This is a genomic window from Psychrobacter sp. ASPA161_6 (assembly GCF_051970285.1).
GTDB classification, from domain to species: Bacteria; Pseudomonadota; Gammaproteobacteria; order Pseudomonadales; family Moraxellaceae; genus Psychrobacter; species Psychrobacter glaciei.
This window is the reverse complement of sequence record NZ_JBEFNJ010000004.1, coordinates 150,373-169,390: the sequence shown is the minus strand read 5'-3', so window position 1 is coordinate 169,390 and position 19,018 is coordinate 150,373. Positions and strand designations below refer to the sequence as shown.

Below are 19,018 nucleotides of genomic sequence, written 5' to 3'. Positions count from 1 at the left end.
AATAAAAGTGTATTATTTATATCAATAAACCGCCATAGGTTAAGCAACTAAAATCATAATTTCACTATGTTACTTACTCATTGGTACTCACTCATTTAATAAGAGGGTTGAAGATGACACTAGATAATAACGTACTACGTAAACGCACCAGCTTGTTGGGTTCATTGCTTGGCGATGCCATTTCTCGCCAATCTGGTGAGCAGACGCTAGATACGATTGAGACGCTGCGTAAAGGTTTTATTCAGCAGCGCCGTGAGCCTAACGAAGCCCATAAACAGCAGCTCATTGACTTCATTGCTTCTTTGGACAATCAAACCTTAAAAAACGTCATACGTGGGTTTTCTATCTATTTTTTCTTAGCCAATTTAAGCGAAGAGAATTACTTGCGAGAGCAACGTCACGCGCAGCGCATGCAGTCTGAGCAAAGCTGGGAAGGCTCGTTTCGTCGTACATTGCTTGAGTGTCGTGAGCGTAATATTGAGCCCGCTCAAATGCAGGAGCTGATTGATCAGCTAAAGTTTACGCCTGTATTCACCGCGCATCCTACTGAAGCTCGTCGCCGTACCACGATGAACATCTTACAAAGTCTATTCACGCATAGCGATGCCTTAAACAATTTGACCGAAAACAGTTTTGCTTACGAGCAGGCCAAAGAGCAAACGGCGCAAACGATTGACTTGTTATGGTCATCTGATGAAGTGCGAACGCGTAAGCCGTTGGTATATGATGAGATCAATAATGGCTTACATTATTTTAACGCCAGCTTGTTTAATGCCATCCCAAAGGTATATCGTAATATCAAAAAAGCCATTGTTGATATCTATCCAGAGCTGACAGACTATCCGTTACCTGCATTTATGAGCTTCGGTTCGTGGATCGGCGGCGATAGAGATGGCAATCCTTTCGTGACTTTTGAGACCACAGAGCTTGCCGTCTTAATGCATGCGGATACTGTGTTGCGTCACTACCAAGTGCTACTAAAAAAACTGCGTCGCCAGCTCATCCATAGTGATACGACTGTCACCGTTTCACCTGACGTATATGCCAAAATCACCAGTTACGGTGAGCTTGATCAACGGGTGTTTGATTACAATCTCGATGACTATGGCAATGAGCCTTATCGTCGACTGCTCTCTGTCATTCTTACTAAAGTCAAAGCGACCAATCGCCGCATTCAGAGCAAAGGCACTGATGTTGAGGCCGAGAAGGATGCTTATCGCAATCCAGAAGAGTTACTAGAGGACTTGCGCATTATTCGTCATAGCGTGAATACACACGATACGGCACATGCAGACGGGTTGTTGCTCGATATGATTCGTTTGGTCAAAACCTGTGGCTTTCATTTAGCAGCGCTCGATATCCGTCAAGAGTCCTCATACCATAGCGAGGTTATTGCTGACATTTTTGCCAGTGCCTCCAACCTACCAGATTATCAAGCGCTAAGCGAAACCGAACGTCAAGAATGGTTGACACGCTTACTAGAAAAACCCGGCACGCCGCTCATCTATACTGATAACCTGACAGACAAAACACGTGAGCAATTGTCACTGATGAATTCAGTCGCAATGTTACGAAAACTTGTTGGCGCTGACACCTTTGGCAGTTATGTAATTTCGATGACCAACAACGCCAGTCAGCTATTAGAAGTATTGCTATTAATGCGGTTTGCAGGCTTGTGCAGGCTTAATGATGAAGGTCAATTGTCTGCTGACTTACCAGTGGCACCGTTGTTTGAAACCATTGAAGATCTTAAAAATATTGATAAAATATTGCCTGCCGTGTTAGACAACCCACTGTATCGCGGGTTGCTACAACACTCAGATAACACCCAAGAAATCATGTTGGGTTATTCAGACTCATCGAAAGATGGTGGTATTATTACTTCTGCGTGGCAGCTTTATAGCGCACAGCAAACCATTAATAGCATTGCTGAAAAATATGGCATCAAAACCCGCTTATTCCATGGTCGTGGCGGTTCAGTGAGCCGGGGTGGTGGGTCAACGCACAAAGCCATTGCTGCGCAACCAGCGGGCACACTGCATGGTCAGATTAAAGTGACTGAGCAAGGTGAAGTTCTCTACGCTAAGTATGCCAATACCGATACCGCAGTATTTGAGCTGACCATGGCGATCACGGGCACACTCAAAGCCTGTTCCTCAAGGTTCGTGGTGCAACCCACTGAGCTGCCAAATTATGAAGACCTGTTTGCACGCTTAGCAGATGCGGGCGAGCAACGTTATCGCGAGCTGACCGATCATACTGAAGGGTTTTATAAATTCTACTCGCAGGTAACCCCAGTACAAGAAATCTCTTTATTAAATATTGGCTCACGCCCAGCCCATCGTAAAAAAGGCCTGCCAAGTAAGACGACTTTGCGAGCAATTCCTTGGGTGTTCGGTTGGTCATTGGCGCGCTTCACTTTACCTGCTTGGTATGGCGTAGGTAGTGCGCTGCATAGTGTCAAAGCTGACGAAGCACTAATGAAAGAGATGAATAAACACTGGCCGTTTTTTAGCGTATTTATCAGTAATATCGAAATGGCTTTTACCAAAGCCAATATGAATATTGCACAGGCCTATAGCCAACTATGTGATGATGAACCGTTACGCCAAAAAATCATGACAGCAGTCACCGATGAATACACGCTGACCAATTCAGGCTTAAACTCCTTGCTTGAACAAGACTCTTTGTTATCTAATCAACAAAACCTTGCGGCATCCCTGCAATGGCGAGACGCTTATCTAGACCCTATTAACTATATACAGATTGAGCTGTTAAAGCGTGCTAGACAACAAGATACGATGGAATATGCTGATCATGATGATATCAACGTAGAAGACCCATTAATCCGTAGTATCAATGCACTGGCAGCGGGCTTACGCAATACCGGTTAGCGCTGCAAAGCATTGATTAAGTTTAGGGTCTGTTGCGTTGATCTATGTAAAAAGCCCCTCAAACTATAAAGTTTGAGGGGCTTTTGATGTTTTAAGATATTATCTTTTTTTGCTATCGCGTTTAGGGCATATCTCCATTTTAAAATGAGAATATGCCCTAGTAGTAGCCGTGGTATTTTTATGGCTATTAATGCGTGCCGCGAATCGGGTAGTCATTTCCTCGAATATAAGACAACCCACTGGCAAGCGATTCAAGCTCAGGTCGAGCAAAAGGCGCGTTAGAGATATCAATGATATGGATGTCTCCTTTGGCATTGATAACGAATACACCAGGCTCTGCAAAAGGATGATCGGTCTCTTTTTCTGAGCGTGGATCAGAGATATAAAGCCCTAGCGTGTTCATCTGCTCAACTGTCAAACCGTAAGCGATCGGGAAGTTGATGTCTAATTCTTCTAGATGGGTTTCTAACTGCTGCTTACTATCAGCTGATACGGCAATGATATCGACACCAGCGTCGGCAAATGACGTCTTGACCGTTTCTAACTGGTTAAGATATTTAGTACAAATCGGGCAGTGCTTGCCTCGATAGACAACCACTAATTTCCAATCGTGACCATTTTCAGGCTTACCCAACGATTGCATTTCACCATCTCGCATTTGTACTTGTAGATCAGGGAATTGAGAACCGGCGCGAAGTTTTTGAGAGTCATTTGATTGCATATTTTTATCCTTTGAGTTTTTATAATAATGTGAATAACGAAAGCTAAAAGATTCGATTATTAAATCAAGCTTCTTATAGTCAGTCAATTATGATAGTCAGTCAATTATGATTTGTTTAGTGTTTATGAACGAGCTTTACATAAACCCCACCTAACGCTCCATTGGAGGCTAGTTGACCTTACTTTAACTGGACTTGAGTAATCATTCAAGTTAAAATTGAATAATTACTCAAACGATACGATACAGCCATATTGACTTCATATAGGAGTCATGGCTTTGAGAAATTGGAAAATATTATGTCACGTACTACGCTATATAATCGTCAAGAAGCCTTAGAGCGCGCTATACAGCTGTTCTGGCAAAAGGGCTTTCATGCCACCTCTCTAAAAGATATCGAACAAGTCCTCGATATGCGCCCAGGTAGTATCTATGCTGCATTCGGTAATAAGAATGGTCTGTTTCAAGAAGCGCTAGAGCATTACGCCCATGCCGCACTGATGGAGCTTGAACGCGTACTAGCTAGCCATGAGTCACCTTTATTAGGTTTGGCGGCTTATATGCGCCAACTGGGGGGTATCCGCGACCAAAAAATACCAAGTCGGGCCTGTATGTTGGTCAAAAGCTTACTGGAGCTTGGGGCTCGAGAGCAGTCAGCATTAGATAAAGTCGAAAAATTACTGGCGGGCTTGGAGACACGCTTTACGGAATGTTTCGTTGAAGCGCAGCGGCTGGGTGAGATTGATAGTGAGCTTGATACGGTTAGGCTAGGACGTCGTTTGCAGGCAGAAGTCATGGGACTGCGTGCCTTTGCTCAGCGTGATGTCGATAGTGCTGCGGTGCATGCGCTGGCGGAAGACATGGCATCTTCTATAGAAGAAATGCGCAATGACTCGTTTGCTAGCTGAGTATGTTTGCTAGGCTAAAAATCAATCAGCATTGTCCATTCATTTTATAAATGGATAAAACCTAAAAAGGGCTACTCGAAGTTTGAAACTTCAAGTAGCCCTTTTATTTTAAATGAGGACACGCCCTAGTAGCTGCGCTTTAAAAAAGACTTTAGCCCTAACGAGAAATACCAATTAATCTGGCAGTTCTACTAGTTGCTGTAAGATATTTTTGAAATTCTCAACGCCTTGTGCGCCGCTCACCAAATGCTTTTGATTAAAAATAACAGAGGGCACGCTTTGAATGCCTTGCTGACGCCACTGCTGCTGGGATTGACGTATGTCTTCAGCAAAGCGTTGATCTGTTAGCACCGCTAAGGCTTCGCTACGATCTAAGCCAATCTCCGCTGCAATATCTGCCAGCACTTCTGTGTCAGCGATATTTCTAGCGTTGGTAAAGTGAGCGGCGAATAGGGCTTGCTTTAAATCATGCATTCGACCTTGTTGATTAGCCCAATGCAATAATTGATGCAAATCAAAGGTATTATAAGTGCGAGTTTCTTCGGTGAAATTAAACTCAAAACCCACTTCTGCACCAGCCTTAGTCATCATTGCGCGGCTAGCATCAGACTCTTCCTTGCTTGAGCCGTACTTCTTAGCGATATGCTCACGCAAGTTCTGGCCTTCAGGTGGGGTGTCAGGGTTCAGATCAAACGGATGCCAATGAATTTCATGGGCGGTGTTCGTTTGCTTGAGTGCTTCAGCCAATTGTCGATAACCGATGACACACCAAGGGCAAACCACGTCGGATACGATATCTATTCGTAATGGTTTTTCTGAGTTATTCATAGTGATTCCTTATCTTTTTAGTTTTTAATTAGGGTATGTTGAGTATTCAAATGTGGAACTGGCAGTGGCTATTTTTTAGACAATACGCAGTGAAGTTTTTGACGCCTAGTCATGCTAGGTTAGACAATTTCGCCATGTATTGGCAAAAAATAGCCCTGCCCCTGCTTGTATACTTGGGGCTGATGCTAAAATCACCCCAAACGTTGTTGCAAACCTAGCTAAGGTCTCGACATTATCGTCAGTTTACGCCTGATTTGATAAAATGTTTGGTGCGATTTTAGCGATCAGTAGTCCTAATATTTGAATGTTCAACAGACCCTAACCAGCTTTGTGCCATGCATATGTTTGAAGGATACTATCTATTGGCATGTTAGCCAGATAGTTGGTGTATTTCCCTTTATTTTTTGGGCGGCAACAAAGACCGCTTCTAAAATTTGACGTCTGATAAATACGGTATTAAAGACTGCTTGTACTGCCTCGTCATTGACGTTACCACGATCACTAACGACTGATAAAGCAAATCATTTACTTTTAAGTGGCTTATTTTTAAGTGACTTACTTTTAAGTGATTTACCTCTGAATGGCATCGCTAACAATCCCCATAGCGAGGCGTTTTGTTTGGGTGATGGATATTCTTTTAACCCAATATCCAGCTCATTGTCCGGCTTCTGAGCGTCGCTCTTGTAGCTACCAAAGATTTTATCCCACCAAATCACGCTAAACCCATAGTTTGAATTGGTCTCAGACACGCGTTGGCTATGATGGATACGATGTAAAATTTGCGTCATTAATATTAAACGCGCAGGCTTTTCAATGGCAGGCGGCAGACGAATATTGGCATGATTAAACATCGCCAAGCCATTTAAGGCGATTTCAAATATCAATATGGCTACGGCAGGCACACCCAGCGCACTGACGACGAAGAGTTTAACCAATATACTTAAGACAATTTCAATAGGATGAAACCTGAGCCCTGTGCTGGTATCTACGTGAGCATCAGCGTGATGGACTTTATGCAAGCGCCATAGAATGGGCACTCGGTGGAACAATCGATGCTGCCAATAAATAATGATGTCGAGCACTAGCAAGCTCAATACGATAGACACTAAAATGGATAAATCGAGCATATTGAACAAGCCAATTCCATGCTGCTGATTATACAGCGCAACCGCCGTTAGACCTATTGGTACGGCCAAACGCGCCACAATTGATGATGCCAGTACCAAGCCAAAGTTAGCTAGCCAGCGCTTGTTGCTTTTGATCGGGGCTTTACGTGCTGGCATGCGCCATTCAATCAGCATCATGATCATTAATATGCTGAAAAAGAAGCCCAGTCGCCACCATATCTCATTTGTCATTGGCTACCTCTTTACTTATTCTGTTTATATGCTGTTTGAATGGCTGTCTGCTTCTAGACGTTTGAGGGTTTGGTAACCGCCATATATACGGGTAAAAATAGTAATGGCGCAGGCAGCCGCAAAGATACTGGCCAGTAAGACAAACTGCTGTGGCCAAATACAAAAGGCGACAAACAATGCGATGGTTTCAGTGCCTTCTGTGAGACCATTCAAATAATAAAAGCTTTTGTATTTAAACTGCGGTTTGTCTAATGCAAATTTTTCAGCAGCAATGGCAAACGCTAAAAAGCTAGAGCCAGTGCCAATAAAGGCGGCGAGTAATAATGCCCCTGCAATAGCGTTTTGTTCAGGATTTGCCAAGATAAAGCCAAGCGGTACGGCAGCATAAAATAAAAAATCGAGGGTAATGTCTAAGTAGCCTCCTGCGCTTGAGCTTTGATTGGCATGACGTGCGAGTGCGCCATCTAAGCCATCAAAAATACGATTCAGAGCAATAGCGATAAGTGCGCCAAACCAGAGCTGATTAGCCAGTAGTGGTAAAGCTAGCATGCCGATAATAAAACCGACCACTGTTAATTGATCAGCAATAACACCGCGCTTATGTAACATGATGACTATGGGCGTTAATATAGGCTTGATGACGGGTGTAATAAACTTATCTAGCATGCAATCACCTTTTTATGTTACCGCTAAAAACTAAAGTTAATAACTAAGATTAATTACCAAGATTAATGACTTTACCTTCTGCTGCTTCAGCATCACTATGATCATGGGTGACCATGATAGCCGGAAGTTTGCGGGTACGGATTTGATTGAATACTAACTGTTGGGTCTCGGCTCTAAGCTGGGTGTCGAGCTTGCTAAAAGGTTCATCGAGTAGGATGGCTTTTGGCTCACTCAATAGAGTGCGTAGTAGGGCAACACGTGCTTGCTGACCGCCAGACAGATTGTCAGGATGGCGATTGCTCATACCTGCTAAACCCACTTGCTCAAGGGCGTGTTCTATTTTTTCGAGACGCTGTCCTTTATTACGCTGCTTATTGTCTTTGGGCATCGCAAAGGCAATATTACCTGCGACTGATAAATGCGAAAACAGTAGCGCATCTTGATAGAGCACGCCGATATGACGTAAGTGTGTCGGTAGATGGCTTACGTTTTGCTCATTTAACCAGACATCACCAGTCGCGGTAAAGCCGTGTGGTAATGTGCCTGTCAGCCAATTTAATAAGCTTGATTTACCACTGCCAGATGGGCCCATAATGGTGAGTATCTCACCGCCTGCAATCTGCTCATCTAAGCTCAGTAATAGCGCGTCTTTTCGATACAATTGCAAATTTTTTATCTGTAAAGATGATGGCATCAAGAACCCTTTATCTGCGTTTTTATAGTGAGTTGTTGTTCAAAACCAGCGTTTTTTGAAACTGTTTTTATTTGAAATAAACCATTTTAACGACTGCTATTTCTACCACTTTTAAAGAAATATTTTGGCAATACCCACGCCAATATAAAACCAATTAACGGTAACGCCATTTGAATGATGGCATACACCGCACTGGTGCGCCTACTGGCACCATTGGCGAGAGTCACAGCTTCTGTGGTGATAGTGGCGATACGTCCGCCGCCCGCTAATAACGTCGGTAAGTATTGTCCAAAGCTAATCGCTAGACCAAGCGCGATAGCAATTAAAAGAGGCGCAAACAGCTGCGGTAGTTTGACCTGCAAAAATACCTTGGCTGGCGTCGCGCCAAGACTGGCTGCCACATGAGCAAAACGAGGGTCTAGACGTCGATAACTGCTAGCAAGCGATAAAAACACATAGGGCAGCACGAACAATAAATGCGTAAACGCCACATTAAAAAATGCTGTTTGATTATTGACCAATTGTTGCAACCATACCAAGCCAAATAAAAAGGCAATGCTGGGTACTAACAGCGGTAAATAAATGATTAAACTGGTAAATTTTGAAAGAGGCTTGCTACTTAGTTGTTCGGCTTCTAAGCATAATAAAGCAAGGACGATAGCAAATAAGGTACTTACGATACCGATCGTAAGGGTGTTAAATAGTGGCGTGCCCATTTGCATAAAGGCGCTTTGAAAATGTAACAATACAAACTGCTCGGGCAATACGGCTGGAAAGCGCCAAAAGCCCGCCACTGACCACATAAACAGACCCATGAGTGCCAGTAATATAAAACCAATGACCACAGTGGTCAAAACTGCGGTCATTTTTTGCAATAAGGCATCGGCATAGTTGCGCTTGCCATTAATCAATGACGGATTACAGCAAATTTTTACGGCTCTTTCAGCAGCAAGCCACAAGCCGATTAATCCGCCCGTCAAAGCCAGTTGCAATAACGCGCCTGCCGAAGCCCGTATACGTAGGTTTAGATCAACATCATTAAACCATTGCATAATCGTGACCGCAAGTGTGGGCGGTGTGTTTGGACCCAATATCAATGGCATCTCAACACTGGCACTGGCATAGGCAAGGACGGCTAAAATAGGCAGACGTAATACGGGATAGAGGATAGGGAGGACGGCTTTAAAAAAAGCAGTGATGGGGTAATAGCCGAGATTGAGCGCGACTTTATATTGCTGATGCAGCTTTTTACCCAGCTCAGGTTGTGCCAAAGCACCTAGTGCCATTAATAATAAAAACGGTAGCTCTTTTAAGGTTAAACCCAAAATGATACTAATACCATAAGGGTCATGTGGAAACATACCGTCCGGTGCCAACTCCCAACCGCTTAGCCACGGTGAGATGAGCCGTGAAAACATGCCAGAAGGCGCAATTAAAAACCCCACCGCAATGGCTGCCGCTGCATGAGGAATAACCAAAATTGGACTCAGCAAACGCTCAATACGAGTGAGCCAAATGCTGTTAAAAAACGCTGCCAATATCATTAAAGTCATGACGAAAGCGAGTAGCGTGCTTAGCAATCCAGTAGCGATGCTTAGCGCAGCCATTTGAGTAAGACCAGGCGTCTGCCAAAGATCGTTAAAGCCTTGTAGGCTAAAAGTCGTTTGCTCAAGTGCAGGCAGCCAACTAAACGCAGGCAGCAGTACGCTGACCAAACCACCGAGTACCGGCAATATCAGCAGCAGCAGCAAAAATTTTGGACTAAAAGATACGATACGCGTAAAGAGGTCTGTCTTATAAGATGCAGGCATTCTAGCGCTTGCATCAGTGGTTTTATCGTTAGAAACGTCACTCATGGGCTGACCCCATAACGTGTCTGCCAGCCTTGCATAATGGCATCAACCCAGCTTGGATGTGGTTCACTGACAGTGCGTTTGATACTATCAAAGGGCAGGGCACTAGGGTGTGGTTGTTTATTTTTAAATAAAGCTTGTTGTTCAGGGTCGAGTGTAGACTGGACGAGTACAGTTTTATCACCCCATATAGAAGGCGTTTGTTTTTTGGCCTGTGCTTCTGGGCTCATCAAGAAATTTGCGACTAACTGCGCCGCTTTCGGATGGCTAGCATTATATGGAATGGCCACAAAATGTGTGTTACTTAAGCTGCCATCACTCATTGCATAGCTACGAATACTCTCGGGTAAATCATAACGCTGCACGGCAGCTGGCACTTCAGGTGCAGAAAAAGTAAAGGCCAAGCTCAGCTCGGTATCATCGACTAAGCGCCGCATCTGCGCGCCCGTTTGTACAAATTGCTCACCTTTGCGCCATAGTGTTGGATGCAAGTCATCCAAAAATGTCCATAGCGGATCTAATACCAGATCGGTATTTTGCTCAGTGGCTGGCAGGTTGAGCTGTGCCTTGGTATTTTCACCTGTTTGAGCATCATGTTGTTCGTGCAGCATGACTAAGGCGTATTTTAAAAAGCTCATTCCTAAAAAGTCTGGTGGCTTTGGGTAGCTAAAACGTCCAGGATTTTGTGCTGTCCAATTGACCAGCTCATTCAGCGTCGTTGGTGGGTTATCAGTCGATAAACGGTCGTAGTAGAAAGTCAGCGAGGCTTGTCCCCATGGTGCTTCCATGCCATTGGTGGGTACACCAAAATCAAAGTTCACCGTAGGGTTATTTTCTGGATTAGTAAGGGAAAAATTAGGTAACTTATTCGCCCATTGCTTGAGCAATAATGAGTTTTCACTCATGGTGGCAAAGTTTGCGCCATTAATCCAGATGAGATCTAAACTGCCTTCATCATTGTTATTGGCTGATTTTTCCGCCAGCACGCGACTGACCGCTTCACTGGTGTCGCTTAATTTCACATGGACTAAATTGATATTATATTGATCATCTACTTGCTCGGCTGCCCACTGTAGATAGGCGTTGATCTGTGGGTCGCCGCCCCACGCATAGAAATAAACATCTTGGTTTTTGCCAGTTTCTTGCACTTGTTGCCAGTGCGACAGACTCTTATCATCTGATACATTGGTAATAGAGGCGGTACTGGCAGAAATACCCATACAAATGCCAAGCGCCATAGCATAGATGCTATAGCGGCTTAGGTTTTTTAAGGTTGATGAGACTTGCAAGGACTTGATAACGTGCATTTGAGTTTCCGTTATGATGATATATTCTCAGCACAGTTGATAAAAACCCAACTAACCTCGACGCCATGTATGGTACTTTTCAAGCAAGTTTAATACTTTTTCAGGCGCATGATTGCGTTTCCATTCACCAGCCGCGTATTTATTGCCTTCCGCCCATGTCGGGTACATGTGAATGGTGCCGAGTATTTTATTCAGCCCTAAACCATGCTTCATGGCCAGTATAAACTCAGGCATTATATCACCAGCATGCTCAGCGACGATGGTCACGCCAAGTATTTTATCTTTGCCTTTAGGTGTAATGATTTTGATAAAGCCGACATTGGCGCTTTCAGTCACCGCACGATCTAAGTCTTTAAAGTCGTAGCGGGTAATCTCAAAATCAATACCTTTTTCGATAGCTTCCTGCTCATTTAAGCCAACACGTGCGACTTCTGGATCGATAAAGGTTGTCCACGGAATCACGCGATAATCGACCTTGAATTTCTTTAGATGTCCAAACAAACCGTTTACTGCGGCGAACCATGCTTGATGGGAAGCCACATGGGTAAATTGATAAGGGCCGACGACATCACCTGCGGCGTAGATATTAGGATAAAGAGTTTCTAGGTAGTCATCGGTATTTATAGTACGTTCCGTTTCGATGCCCAACGCTTCTAAGCCGTAGCCTTCGAGGCGAGCACTACGCCCAACGGCACAAAGCAACTCGTCATACTCAATAGCGATCTCATGCTTATTTTGACTGTCTTGTTTATCTGTATGGTTGTATAACTGTTCAACGATAATGAATTTTTTACCATCGCGAGTCTCACAGCGAATCGCTTGATGCGAGGTCAAGACATTCACACCACTCTCGACGAGCACTTGCTGCGCAAATTCTGAAACTTCCACGTCTTCTTTTTTCATCAGACGCGCGCCTCTTTCGATTTGAGTCACATTGGAACCCAAGCGGGCAAAGGCCTGTGCCAGCTCAGAGCCGATAGGCCCGCCGCCAAGTACGACGAGCTTTTTCGGTGCTTCTTCCAATTCAGTAAACTTATTCCATAGCGTATCGCTCGTCACATAACCGGTCTCTTCCAAACCTGGTAAGTCTGGGATAAATGGACGGGCACCAGTGGCGACAACAATGGAACGTGCGGTGAGTCGCTGCGTGCCGCCATCGTTTAGCGCAATTTCTACCGTCCATGGGTCGATAAATTTAGCATAACCTTTTAACACTTCGACACCCAATTCCGTATAACGCTCGACGCTGTCATTTGGCGCGATGTCAGCGATAACTTTATGGATGCGTGTCATGACATTTTTGAATGAAAATTCTGGTTGAATATTATTGAGACCATAGCGTTCGCCATTGCGCATTTGCTCTGCGACTTTCGCGCTTTTGATAAGGGCTTTACTGGGTACGCAGCCGTAGTTTAAGCAGTCGCCGCCCATCTCACCCGCTTCAATCAGCGTGACTTTTGCTTTGACAGTGGCCGCGATATAACTGGTGACTAGACCGCCAGCACCTGCACCAATGACAATCATATTGCGATCGAATTTATTTGGTTTGGTGTAATTTTTATAGACGCGGCGTTTTTTTATCGTATTTAAGATGCTTTTAGCTATCAACGGAAAAAACCCTAGTAGCGCGAATGAGGCAATCAAATTGAAAGATAAGATGCCTGACAAGCTCTCGATTTGTGCCAACTGCGTACCTGCATTGACATAGACGAAAGTACCAGCGAGCATACCTACTTGGCTGACCCAATAGAAGGTTCTTGCCTTAATCGCGGTGACACCCATCAATAGATTGATTAAGAAAAATGGGAAGATTGGAACGAGGCGTAAGGTAAATAGATAAAAAGCCCCTTCTTTTTTTACGCCTGCGTCAATAGAGTCGAGACGCTCGGGGAAACGCTGCTTGATAGAATCGCGCAGTAAGTAGCGTGAGGTCAAAAAGGCCAGTGTGGCACCAATACTTGAGGCAAACGAGGCGACCAATAAGCCTTGAACCAAGCCAAACAATGCCCCAGCTGCCAAAGTCATAATGGCAGCGCCAGGTAAAGATAATGCCGTGACTAATATATAGACTAAAAAGAAGCCACCAATAACCAACCATGGTGACTGCGCTCTATATTGGTCGAATTGATCCATCGAGCCCTTTAAACCCTCAAGTGTCAATAATTGGTTGAGGTCAAAGTAAAAAAAGCCAATGACTAACATCAATACGGCTAATATTAAAACTATTTTCTTAATCATGGATTATCCAGCTAAATAATAATGCAAAGGGGTGTGTGAGAAATAGGATCTAAAAAAGTCTTATATACAAACACATAGCGATGTCATCAGTCCTACTATAATCTACTTTTTCGTTATTCGTGGCGATATATTCGTTTTTAGTAAACTATAGTGATATTCAGACTGATTATCAACTTTCTTAGGATAAAGTCGGTGACGTCTTTTTGCCCAATGTTAAGGTGTCATAATCTCTCATTAAGAAAAGCGCTATACAAGCCGCCAACATTGGCCATGCAGCAAAGAACAATAGATTGTCGAAAGGAGTGAGATAGAGACCGAAAGTGGCAAAAGTAGAAACCGCGTGTAGCAATAAGACAATGCCGTATGTCCATTTTTTGAATAAACCCATTACGAACGAGAAGATCAGTATGATTTGTAAGCTACCAATAACGTATACGATACTGGTGCCTAAGCCTTCTAATGCATAAAATTTAGAAAACACATTGGCGGTGTGGTCAGGATTGACAAATTTGTCGAGCGTCCAAAAAAAGAACACAATGAAGACACCTATTCGAAGCAACAGTAAAGACAAAGGGAGATGTTTTGGCATAAGTTATTTCTTTTTAATAAAGTTTGAAAGCGAGTTCAAAATAGGGTGGATTGAAGTGAGGTTTCTACGCCTGTTATTAGAAGGTTTTTATGTGACAGACATGAGTAAGAATTGTTTGCTTTATGTTGAGTGATTGCTCAATTATAGCTGTAAGATGTTACAAAATAATGCAAGGGCGTATTGTGACGATTTTGGAATAAAGCCGTTGAAGATAGTGGCGCGTTATCGAAGACTATTTCTAAAGATCATTTGCAAAACGTTTGCGTACTTGTCGTAAGTAAATACTGGGGGCGATGCGCCATAAGATGCTACCAAAGCGTGAGACAGGTTCGGGCAATATCCAGCGTTTGCGTTGGGTCAAGCCTTTATCAATAAGCTCAACCATCCACTCAGCACTGCGAATATTGCCGATGACTGAGCGTGGGTGGTTGGCAGTATTACCATCATGACCGAGCGCATGACTTTCGATAGGCGTGTCTAAGAAGCTCGGATATACCATCAATATATGAATACCATCAGTTTCTAACTCTAAGCGCAGTACTTCAAAGAACTGGGTCAGCGCACTTTTAGCAGCGCAATAAGCGGCGCGTCCAGGAACTGGCATCCAGCCTGCCATTGAGCCGATGCAAACAATTTGACCACGAGACTCTCGCAGTAAAGGCAGTGCCGCCATCGTTAGCTCTACTGCGCCTTGCCAATCTACTGCCATGACCTTGCGGAATACTGCTGGGTCAGTCTGATGCGCTGGTGAGCGGTGAGTGATGCCAGCATTATTTACCAGTAGGTCAAGCTGTCCAAAGCGCTCATATAGCTGATCAATAAGTGAGGCAATATCATCAGCTTGGGTGATATCGGTGACGACCATCATGATTCTGTCCGTATCAGTAAACTCAGTTGCTCGTGCACTTAAAGCCTGTGCATCTATATCGATGAGCACTAAGTGATGACCAGCATTATACCAATGACGAGCCATCGCTAAGCCCAGTCCCGATGCGGCGCCAGTAATCAAAGTAACGGTCATAATAAGCTCCTTTATAAAAACAGATTTAATCTCTTTAAGGTTTACGCAGTCCATTGGTGTCGACAAAATAATCAAAAGTTTCAGCGGAAGTTTTAGTCAGTTGATAGCCAAACTCTTCTTTTAGACGACGATTGGCAAGCACCGGACGATAACGCAAAAAGTTAACTTGTTCGGGGCCAGTAGGCTTGCCGCGCCATTTCTCGACTTGTAGTGCTGCTTTGACTAGCCAAACAGGCAGGATTAATAGCGGCTTATTGAGCTTATGTGCAATCTGCTTCATGGTCAGTGCGCCATCACCAGCCATATTGAAGATGCCAGATTTATCTTCTCGAATACCCATCTCCATCGCATTTATAACATCTTGATCCCAAATAAAGACGAAAGGGGAGTCACTGCCTTTGAGCGCAAGAATACGCGGCGCCATGAACAATCCAGTGATTTGGTTGCGGGTGTCAGCACCTAATACAGTACCGGGTCGAAAGATAAGCTGCTGCAACTGCGGATGATTTTGACGAAAATCGCTCAGCAACTCTTCTATTTGTCTCTTATGATCAGAATAAGCGAATTCACGATTGCCTCGCAGCGTATCTTGCTCATCGATCCATTCTGGATTGTCTGCATGATAACCATAAGCCGCTCCTGAGCTAGTCACAGTCAGGTGACGAACGCCAGCTTGTACGCAGCACTTTAGGACATTATGAGTGCCGTTAACATCGATATCGAAATCCCGTGCTCGATCTTTTGATGCTTGCAGGATGGAGGCCAAATGAATCACATGAGTGATTTGCTCATCGATAAGCAGCTGAGCTAGGTCGGCATCACGTATATCGAGTATTTTAATCGGAAAGTCTAGGTCTTTACGCGTGCAGATGTCTGTGCCTATGACAGAGTAATACGCGGCCAGTCTATTACCCAATTGATGACCGATATAGCCTGCTGCGCCCGTGATAAGTATGCGTTTAATCATATGGCCTCCGTGCCCAAATTTGTGAAAGTGTCAGGCCTGACACCAGATGCCAGACGCCCCAAAAGGCGGTAATCAGCATCATGCCGCCCGCTTGCGGAAAAAAAGTAAATAGAATGACCAAGCCCAGTCCTGAGTTTTGAATGCCGACTTCCATAGTGACTGCACGGCGGTCAGCAACGGGCAGTTTAAGCGCTTTACCCATGCCATAGCCGAGCGACAGTGCCAGTAAATTATGAGCCACCACTAACCAAAAAAAACTGTTAAAACGGTCGATAAATAAGTCAAAATTGTTGGAAAAGGCGATAGCGACAAAAGCTAAAAACACTAGTAATGAGACGATGCGTAACGGTTTTTCGCTACGGGCAACCAGTTTGGGGAATTTGCGACCGGTCAACATACCAATCACTAAAGGCACGGCCAAAACCAAGAGCACTAATAATAAAATACTACTCGGCTCAAGCGTAATTTGGGTCAGGTATTGCCGCGTATGAGGATTGAGCCAACCATAAAAAGCAAAGTTCAGCGGCGTCAATACGGTAGCTACCAAGCTCGAAACTGCCGTCATACTCACAGAGACAGCGACATTGCCCCGTGCCAGCCAAGTCATGATATTAGAGAAACTACCACCAGGACAAGAAGCCACCAAAATCATCCCTAACGCCAGATCTGGATCGACATTCAATGCCCAAGTAAATAGGCAGGTCGCTAGCGGTAACAGGAAAAACTGTGCAAACAGACCAGCTATAGGCGCAATGGGTGCTAGGATAATACGTTTAAAGTCCTCAAGGCGTAAGGTCAGTGAGACACCGAACATCATTAAAGCCATGATGACATTGAGCATAATTAAGCTGGCAGGATCGAAGACGATCGGTAACGCGCCACTCATACTGACGTATCCGACTGACGATCTTTTCTATTAAAGATTTTGTGTCTTAAGCGATGACCTATAGAGGGGTTATTGCCGAAGGTTTTATTGTCAGTCTCTTGTTCACCTTCCTCCATTTGCAATTTAGCGGTATGCTCAGCAAGTGTGGCAAGATATTCCTCTTTATTGACATAATAAGCCATTCGCGCGAGCTTGATGTAGTCATAACCACCATCGAGTGTCACGCCACTCAGTGCTCGTTTGACCACATCGAAGTTGTCAGCCGCTGCGCTATTTTGCTCGCGCTGCTTAATATATAACGCGACCAGACGCGCTTGTTGATTGCGACCTTCCCAGCCAAGTCCAGCAGCCTCTACCATACCCATCATAAACAAATTGTCATATTCAGGATGAAAGACATTCATATACAGCTGCGGTGCATGTTGTGTGGCAGGCCAGTTGAGATGCTTACGATCAATAAAAGGATAGTCTAGCAAATAGCCAGTCGCCATCAGAATCAAGTCATAATCACTGCTTTCACCATCGCTGAAGCTCACCGTATGCCCTTTAATACCGCTTATATCACGTCGCGGCTTAATATCACCATGACCCAAATGGTGGAGCACTAACGAGTTAACGACTGGATGCGATTCGTACATTCGATAGTCAGGATCTGGTAGACCATAGTCCGAAGGCTTGCCAATGATCATACGGATCATCGCTGCATCCATGCGCTGCTTGGCTTGACGTGGTAGCTTGAGTTTGCCACCTAATGTATCGATAGGGCGACCTTTGATAAATTTAGGCAAGAAGTAATAGCCACGTCGTAAGCTAATATCTACTGACTTTGCATGGTGAACGGCATCTACCGCAATATCAGCACCAGAATTACCGCAGCCGACGATGAGCACGCGCTTATCTTTGAATGCTGAGGGGTTACGATACTCGGAGGAATGCATCAACTGACCGGCGAACTCGCCCGGCAAGGTTGGCATGTTTGGCTTATGTAAAGTGCCATTGGCAATCAGCACCCCATCGAATAGTCGTGACTGCTGCGCGCCATTGCATTCACTGATTACGCGCCAACCATCACCTTCGGGGCTGGCGCTGATGACTCGAGTAGAGAATTCATAACGGGATTTGAGGTCAAATTGATCGGCAAAGTCTTGGAAGTATTGGCGCAGCTCGCTATGGTGTGGGTAGCAGGCAACAGAGTCGCGCATGGGATACGCTTCGAACTCGGTCATCTGTTTGGAGGATATCAGATGGGCTGTTTCGTACATGGTGCTATGAGGGTTATCAATATCCCATAGGCCACCTACATCACTGTGCAGCTCAAAGCCAACGAAAGGAATATTAAGTTTTTGGAGATTACGGGCGGTGGCTAGTCCCATTGGACCGGCACCAATGACAGCATACATAGTTGTTCCCTCAAATTTATGATCGTATTGCACCCATCCTAATTGGGTATGAGCATTATATTAGTCTATGTCGTTAGGCCGTTCAAGAATAAGGTTAGAGAAATCATAACTATCAAGGTCTGTACTGCCACTCTCATCAGCGATACGGGTTTGGATGCCGTTATTTGATTACGGACTGTCATGACCTTTCATAAAATTATTAAACATAACAAACAACAAAACAGCCTTTAAATCTTAGATTTAAAGGCTGTTTAAGACTATTGAGAGAACGATAAGATATATAGCTGGCTCACCATAAAAGTGCTACGGCGTTAACCTAGCTAACCCTGCAAATTATATTTGACCACCACATTGCTCCCATCATGATCAACCTTATAAGTGTTGAGTATAATACTTTCATCATCTAAACATTGGCCTGTTACCAGATTAAAGCGCTGCTTATAAATAGGTGAGGCTACATACAGTACTGCTTCACTAAGGCCAGCTGCGTTGGTAATGGTAGTGCCACCGATTAAACCTCTAGACAATACATTGGCCTGACTAAAAGGGTCATAATTATCAAGCGCGAACAGCTTAGTTTCTTTGGTGCGAAAGATAGCCACTTGTTTGCCATCTATGAGCGCACAAACACCAGTCTCAGGGAGAATGTCTTCTAATCTACAAACCGTATATTGAGTCATTGGGTTATCCT

Annotated in this window: 16 protein-coding genes; 2 read left to right on the top strand and 14 right to left on the bottom strand. The window is 44.3% G+C overall.

What is annotated here, in order from left to right:
* Positions 1–113 precede the first annotated feature (113 nt).
* Positions 114–2,894 carry a phosphoenolpyruvate carboxylase gene (gene ppc / locus ACTQ9T_RS11720; protein ID WP_440465180.1) on the top strand — a complete coding sequence of 927 codons (2,781 nt, stop codon included), beginning with the start codon at positions 114–116 and terminating at the stop codon, positions 2,892–2,894.
* 187 nt (positions 2,895–3,081) lie between these two features.
* Here the strand turns inward: ppc and ACTQ9T_RS11715 are convergent, their stop codons facing one another.
* On the bottom strand, positions 3,082–3,615 hold the full coding sequence (locus ACTQ9T_RS11715; protein ID WP_010197534.1) for a peroxiredoxin-like family protein: 534 nt from the start codon (positions 3,613–3,615) through the stop codon (positions 3,082–3,084).
* A 296-nt stretch (positions 3,616–3,911) separates the two neighbouring features.
* Here ACTQ9T_RS11715 and ACTQ9T_RS11710 point away from each other — a divergent pair, with 296 nt between their 5' ends.
* Positions 3,912–4,520 (top strand): TetR/AcrR family transcriptional regulator, encoded by a 609-nt coding sequence (locus ACTQ9T_RS11710; RefSeq protein ID WP_440465179.1) that lies wholly within the window; start codon positions 3,912–3,914, stop codon positions 4,518–4,520.
* 174 nt (positions 4,521–4,694) lie between these two features.
* Here ACTQ9T_RS11710 and ACTQ9T_RS11705 read toward each other — a convergent pair whose 3' ends face one another.
* The 13 genes from ACTQ9T_RS11705 to nirD all read right to left on the bottom strand — a co-directional run bounded on the left by ACTQ9T_RS11705 (position 4,695) and on the right by nirD (position 19,007).
* Positions 4,695–5,348 carry a DsbA family oxidoreductase gene (locus tag ACTQ9T_RS11705; protein WP_210540565.1) on the bottom strand — a complete coding sequence of 218 codons (654 nt, stop codon included), beginning with the start codon at positions 5,346–5,348 and terminating at the stop codon, positions 4,695–4,697.
* Positions 5,349–5,869: 521 nt separating this feature from the next.
* The gene (locus ACTQ9T_RS11700; RefSeq protein WP_440465178.1) at positions 5,870–6,706 is read right to left on the bottom strand and encodes a sterol desaturase family protein; all 837 of its coding nucleotides are present in this window, start codon (positions 6,704–6,706) and stop codon (positions 5,870–5,872) included.
* 24 nt (positions 6,707–6,730) lie between these two features.
* On the bottom strand, positions 6,731–7,372 hold the full coding sequence (locus tag ACTQ9T_RS11695) for a CDP-alcohol phosphatidyltransferase family protein (protein WP_010200921.1): 642 nt from the start codon (positions 7,370–7,372) through the stop codon (positions 6,731–6,733).
* 49 nt (positions 7,373–7,421) lie between these two features.
* Positions 7,422–8,066 (bottom strand): ATP-binding cassette domain-containing protein, encoded by a 645-nt coding sequence (locus ACTQ9T_RS11690; RefSeq protein ID WP_440465177.1) that lies wholly within the window; start codon positions 8,064–8,066, stop codon positions 7,422–7,424.
* 86 nt (positions 8,067–8,152) lie between these two features.
* Positions 8,153–9,922: an ABC transporter permease gene (locus ACTQ9T_RS11685; protein WP_440465176.1), complete on the bottom strand. Its 1,770-nt coding sequence runs from the start codon at positions 9,920–9,922 to the stop codon at positions 8,153–8,155.
* A complete protein-coding gene (locus tag ACTQ9T_RS11680; protein ID WP_440465175.1) occupies positions 9,919–11,226 on the bottom strand; it encodes an ABC transporter substrate-binding protein in 1,308 nt (435 codons plus the stop codon). The genes ACTQ9T_RS11685 and ACTQ9T_RS11680 overlap by 4 nt, the downstream gene beginning before the upstream one ends.
* 51 nt (positions 11,227–11,277) lie before the next feature.
* Positions 11,278–13,464 (bottom strand): FAD-dependent oxidoreductase, encoded by a 2,187-nt coding sequence (locus ACTQ9T_RS11675; protein ID WP_440465174.1) that lies wholly within the window; start codon positions 13,462–13,464, stop codon positions 11,278–11,280.
* A gap of 178 nt (positions 13,465–13,642) precedes the next feature.
* The gene (locus tag ACTQ9T_RS11670; RefSeq protein ID WP_194619700.1) at positions 13,643–14,053 is read right to left on the bottom strand and encodes a hypothetical protein; all 411 of its coding nucleotides are present in this window, start codon (positions 14,051–14,053) and stop codon (positions 13,643–13,645) included.
* A 238-nt stretch (positions 14,054–14,291) separates the two neighbouring features.
* Positions 14,292–15,074 carry an SDR family oxidoreductase gene (locus tag ACTQ9T_RS11665; RefSeq protein WP_440465173.1) on the bottom strand — a complete coding sequence of 261 codons (783 nt, stop codon included), beginning with the start codon at positions 15,072–15,074 and terminating at the stop codon, positions 14,292–14,294.
* Positions 15,075–15,108: 34 nt separating this feature from the next.
* The gene (locus ACTQ9T_RS11660) at positions 15,109–16,041 is read right to left on the bottom strand and encodes an SDR family oxidoreductase (protein WP_440465172.1); all 933 of its coding nucleotides are present in this window, start codon (positions 16,039–16,041) and stop codon (positions 15,109–15,111) included.
* The gene (locus tag ACTQ9T_RS11655) at positions 16,034–16,927 is read right to left on the bottom strand and encodes a bile acid:sodium symporter family protein (RefSeq protein WP_440465171.1); all 894 of its coding nucleotides are present in this window, start codon (positions 16,925–16,927) and stop codon (positions 16,034–16,036) included. Before ACTQ9T_RS11655 ends, ACTQ9T_RS11660 begins: the two co-directional genes overlap by 8 nt.
* Positions 16,924–18,327 carry a flavin-containing monooxygenase gene (locus tag ACTQ9T_RS11650; protein WP_440465170.1) on the bottom strand — a complete coding sequence of 468 codons (1,404 nt, stop codon included), beginning with the start codon at positions 18,325–18,327 and terminating at the stop codon, positions 16,924–16,926. The genes ACTQ9T_RS11655 and ACTQ9T_RS11650 overlap by 4 nt, the downstream gene beginning before the upstream one ends.
* A 320-nt stretch (positions 18,328–18,647) precedes the next feature.
* On the bottom strand, positions 18,648–19,007 hold the full coding sequence (gene nirD, locus ACTQ9T_RS11645; protein ID WP_201588515.1) for a nitrite reductase small subunit NirD: 360 nt from the start codon (positions 19,005–19,007) through the stop codon (positions 18,648–18,650).
* Positions 19,008–19,018 lie beyond the last annotated feature (11 nt).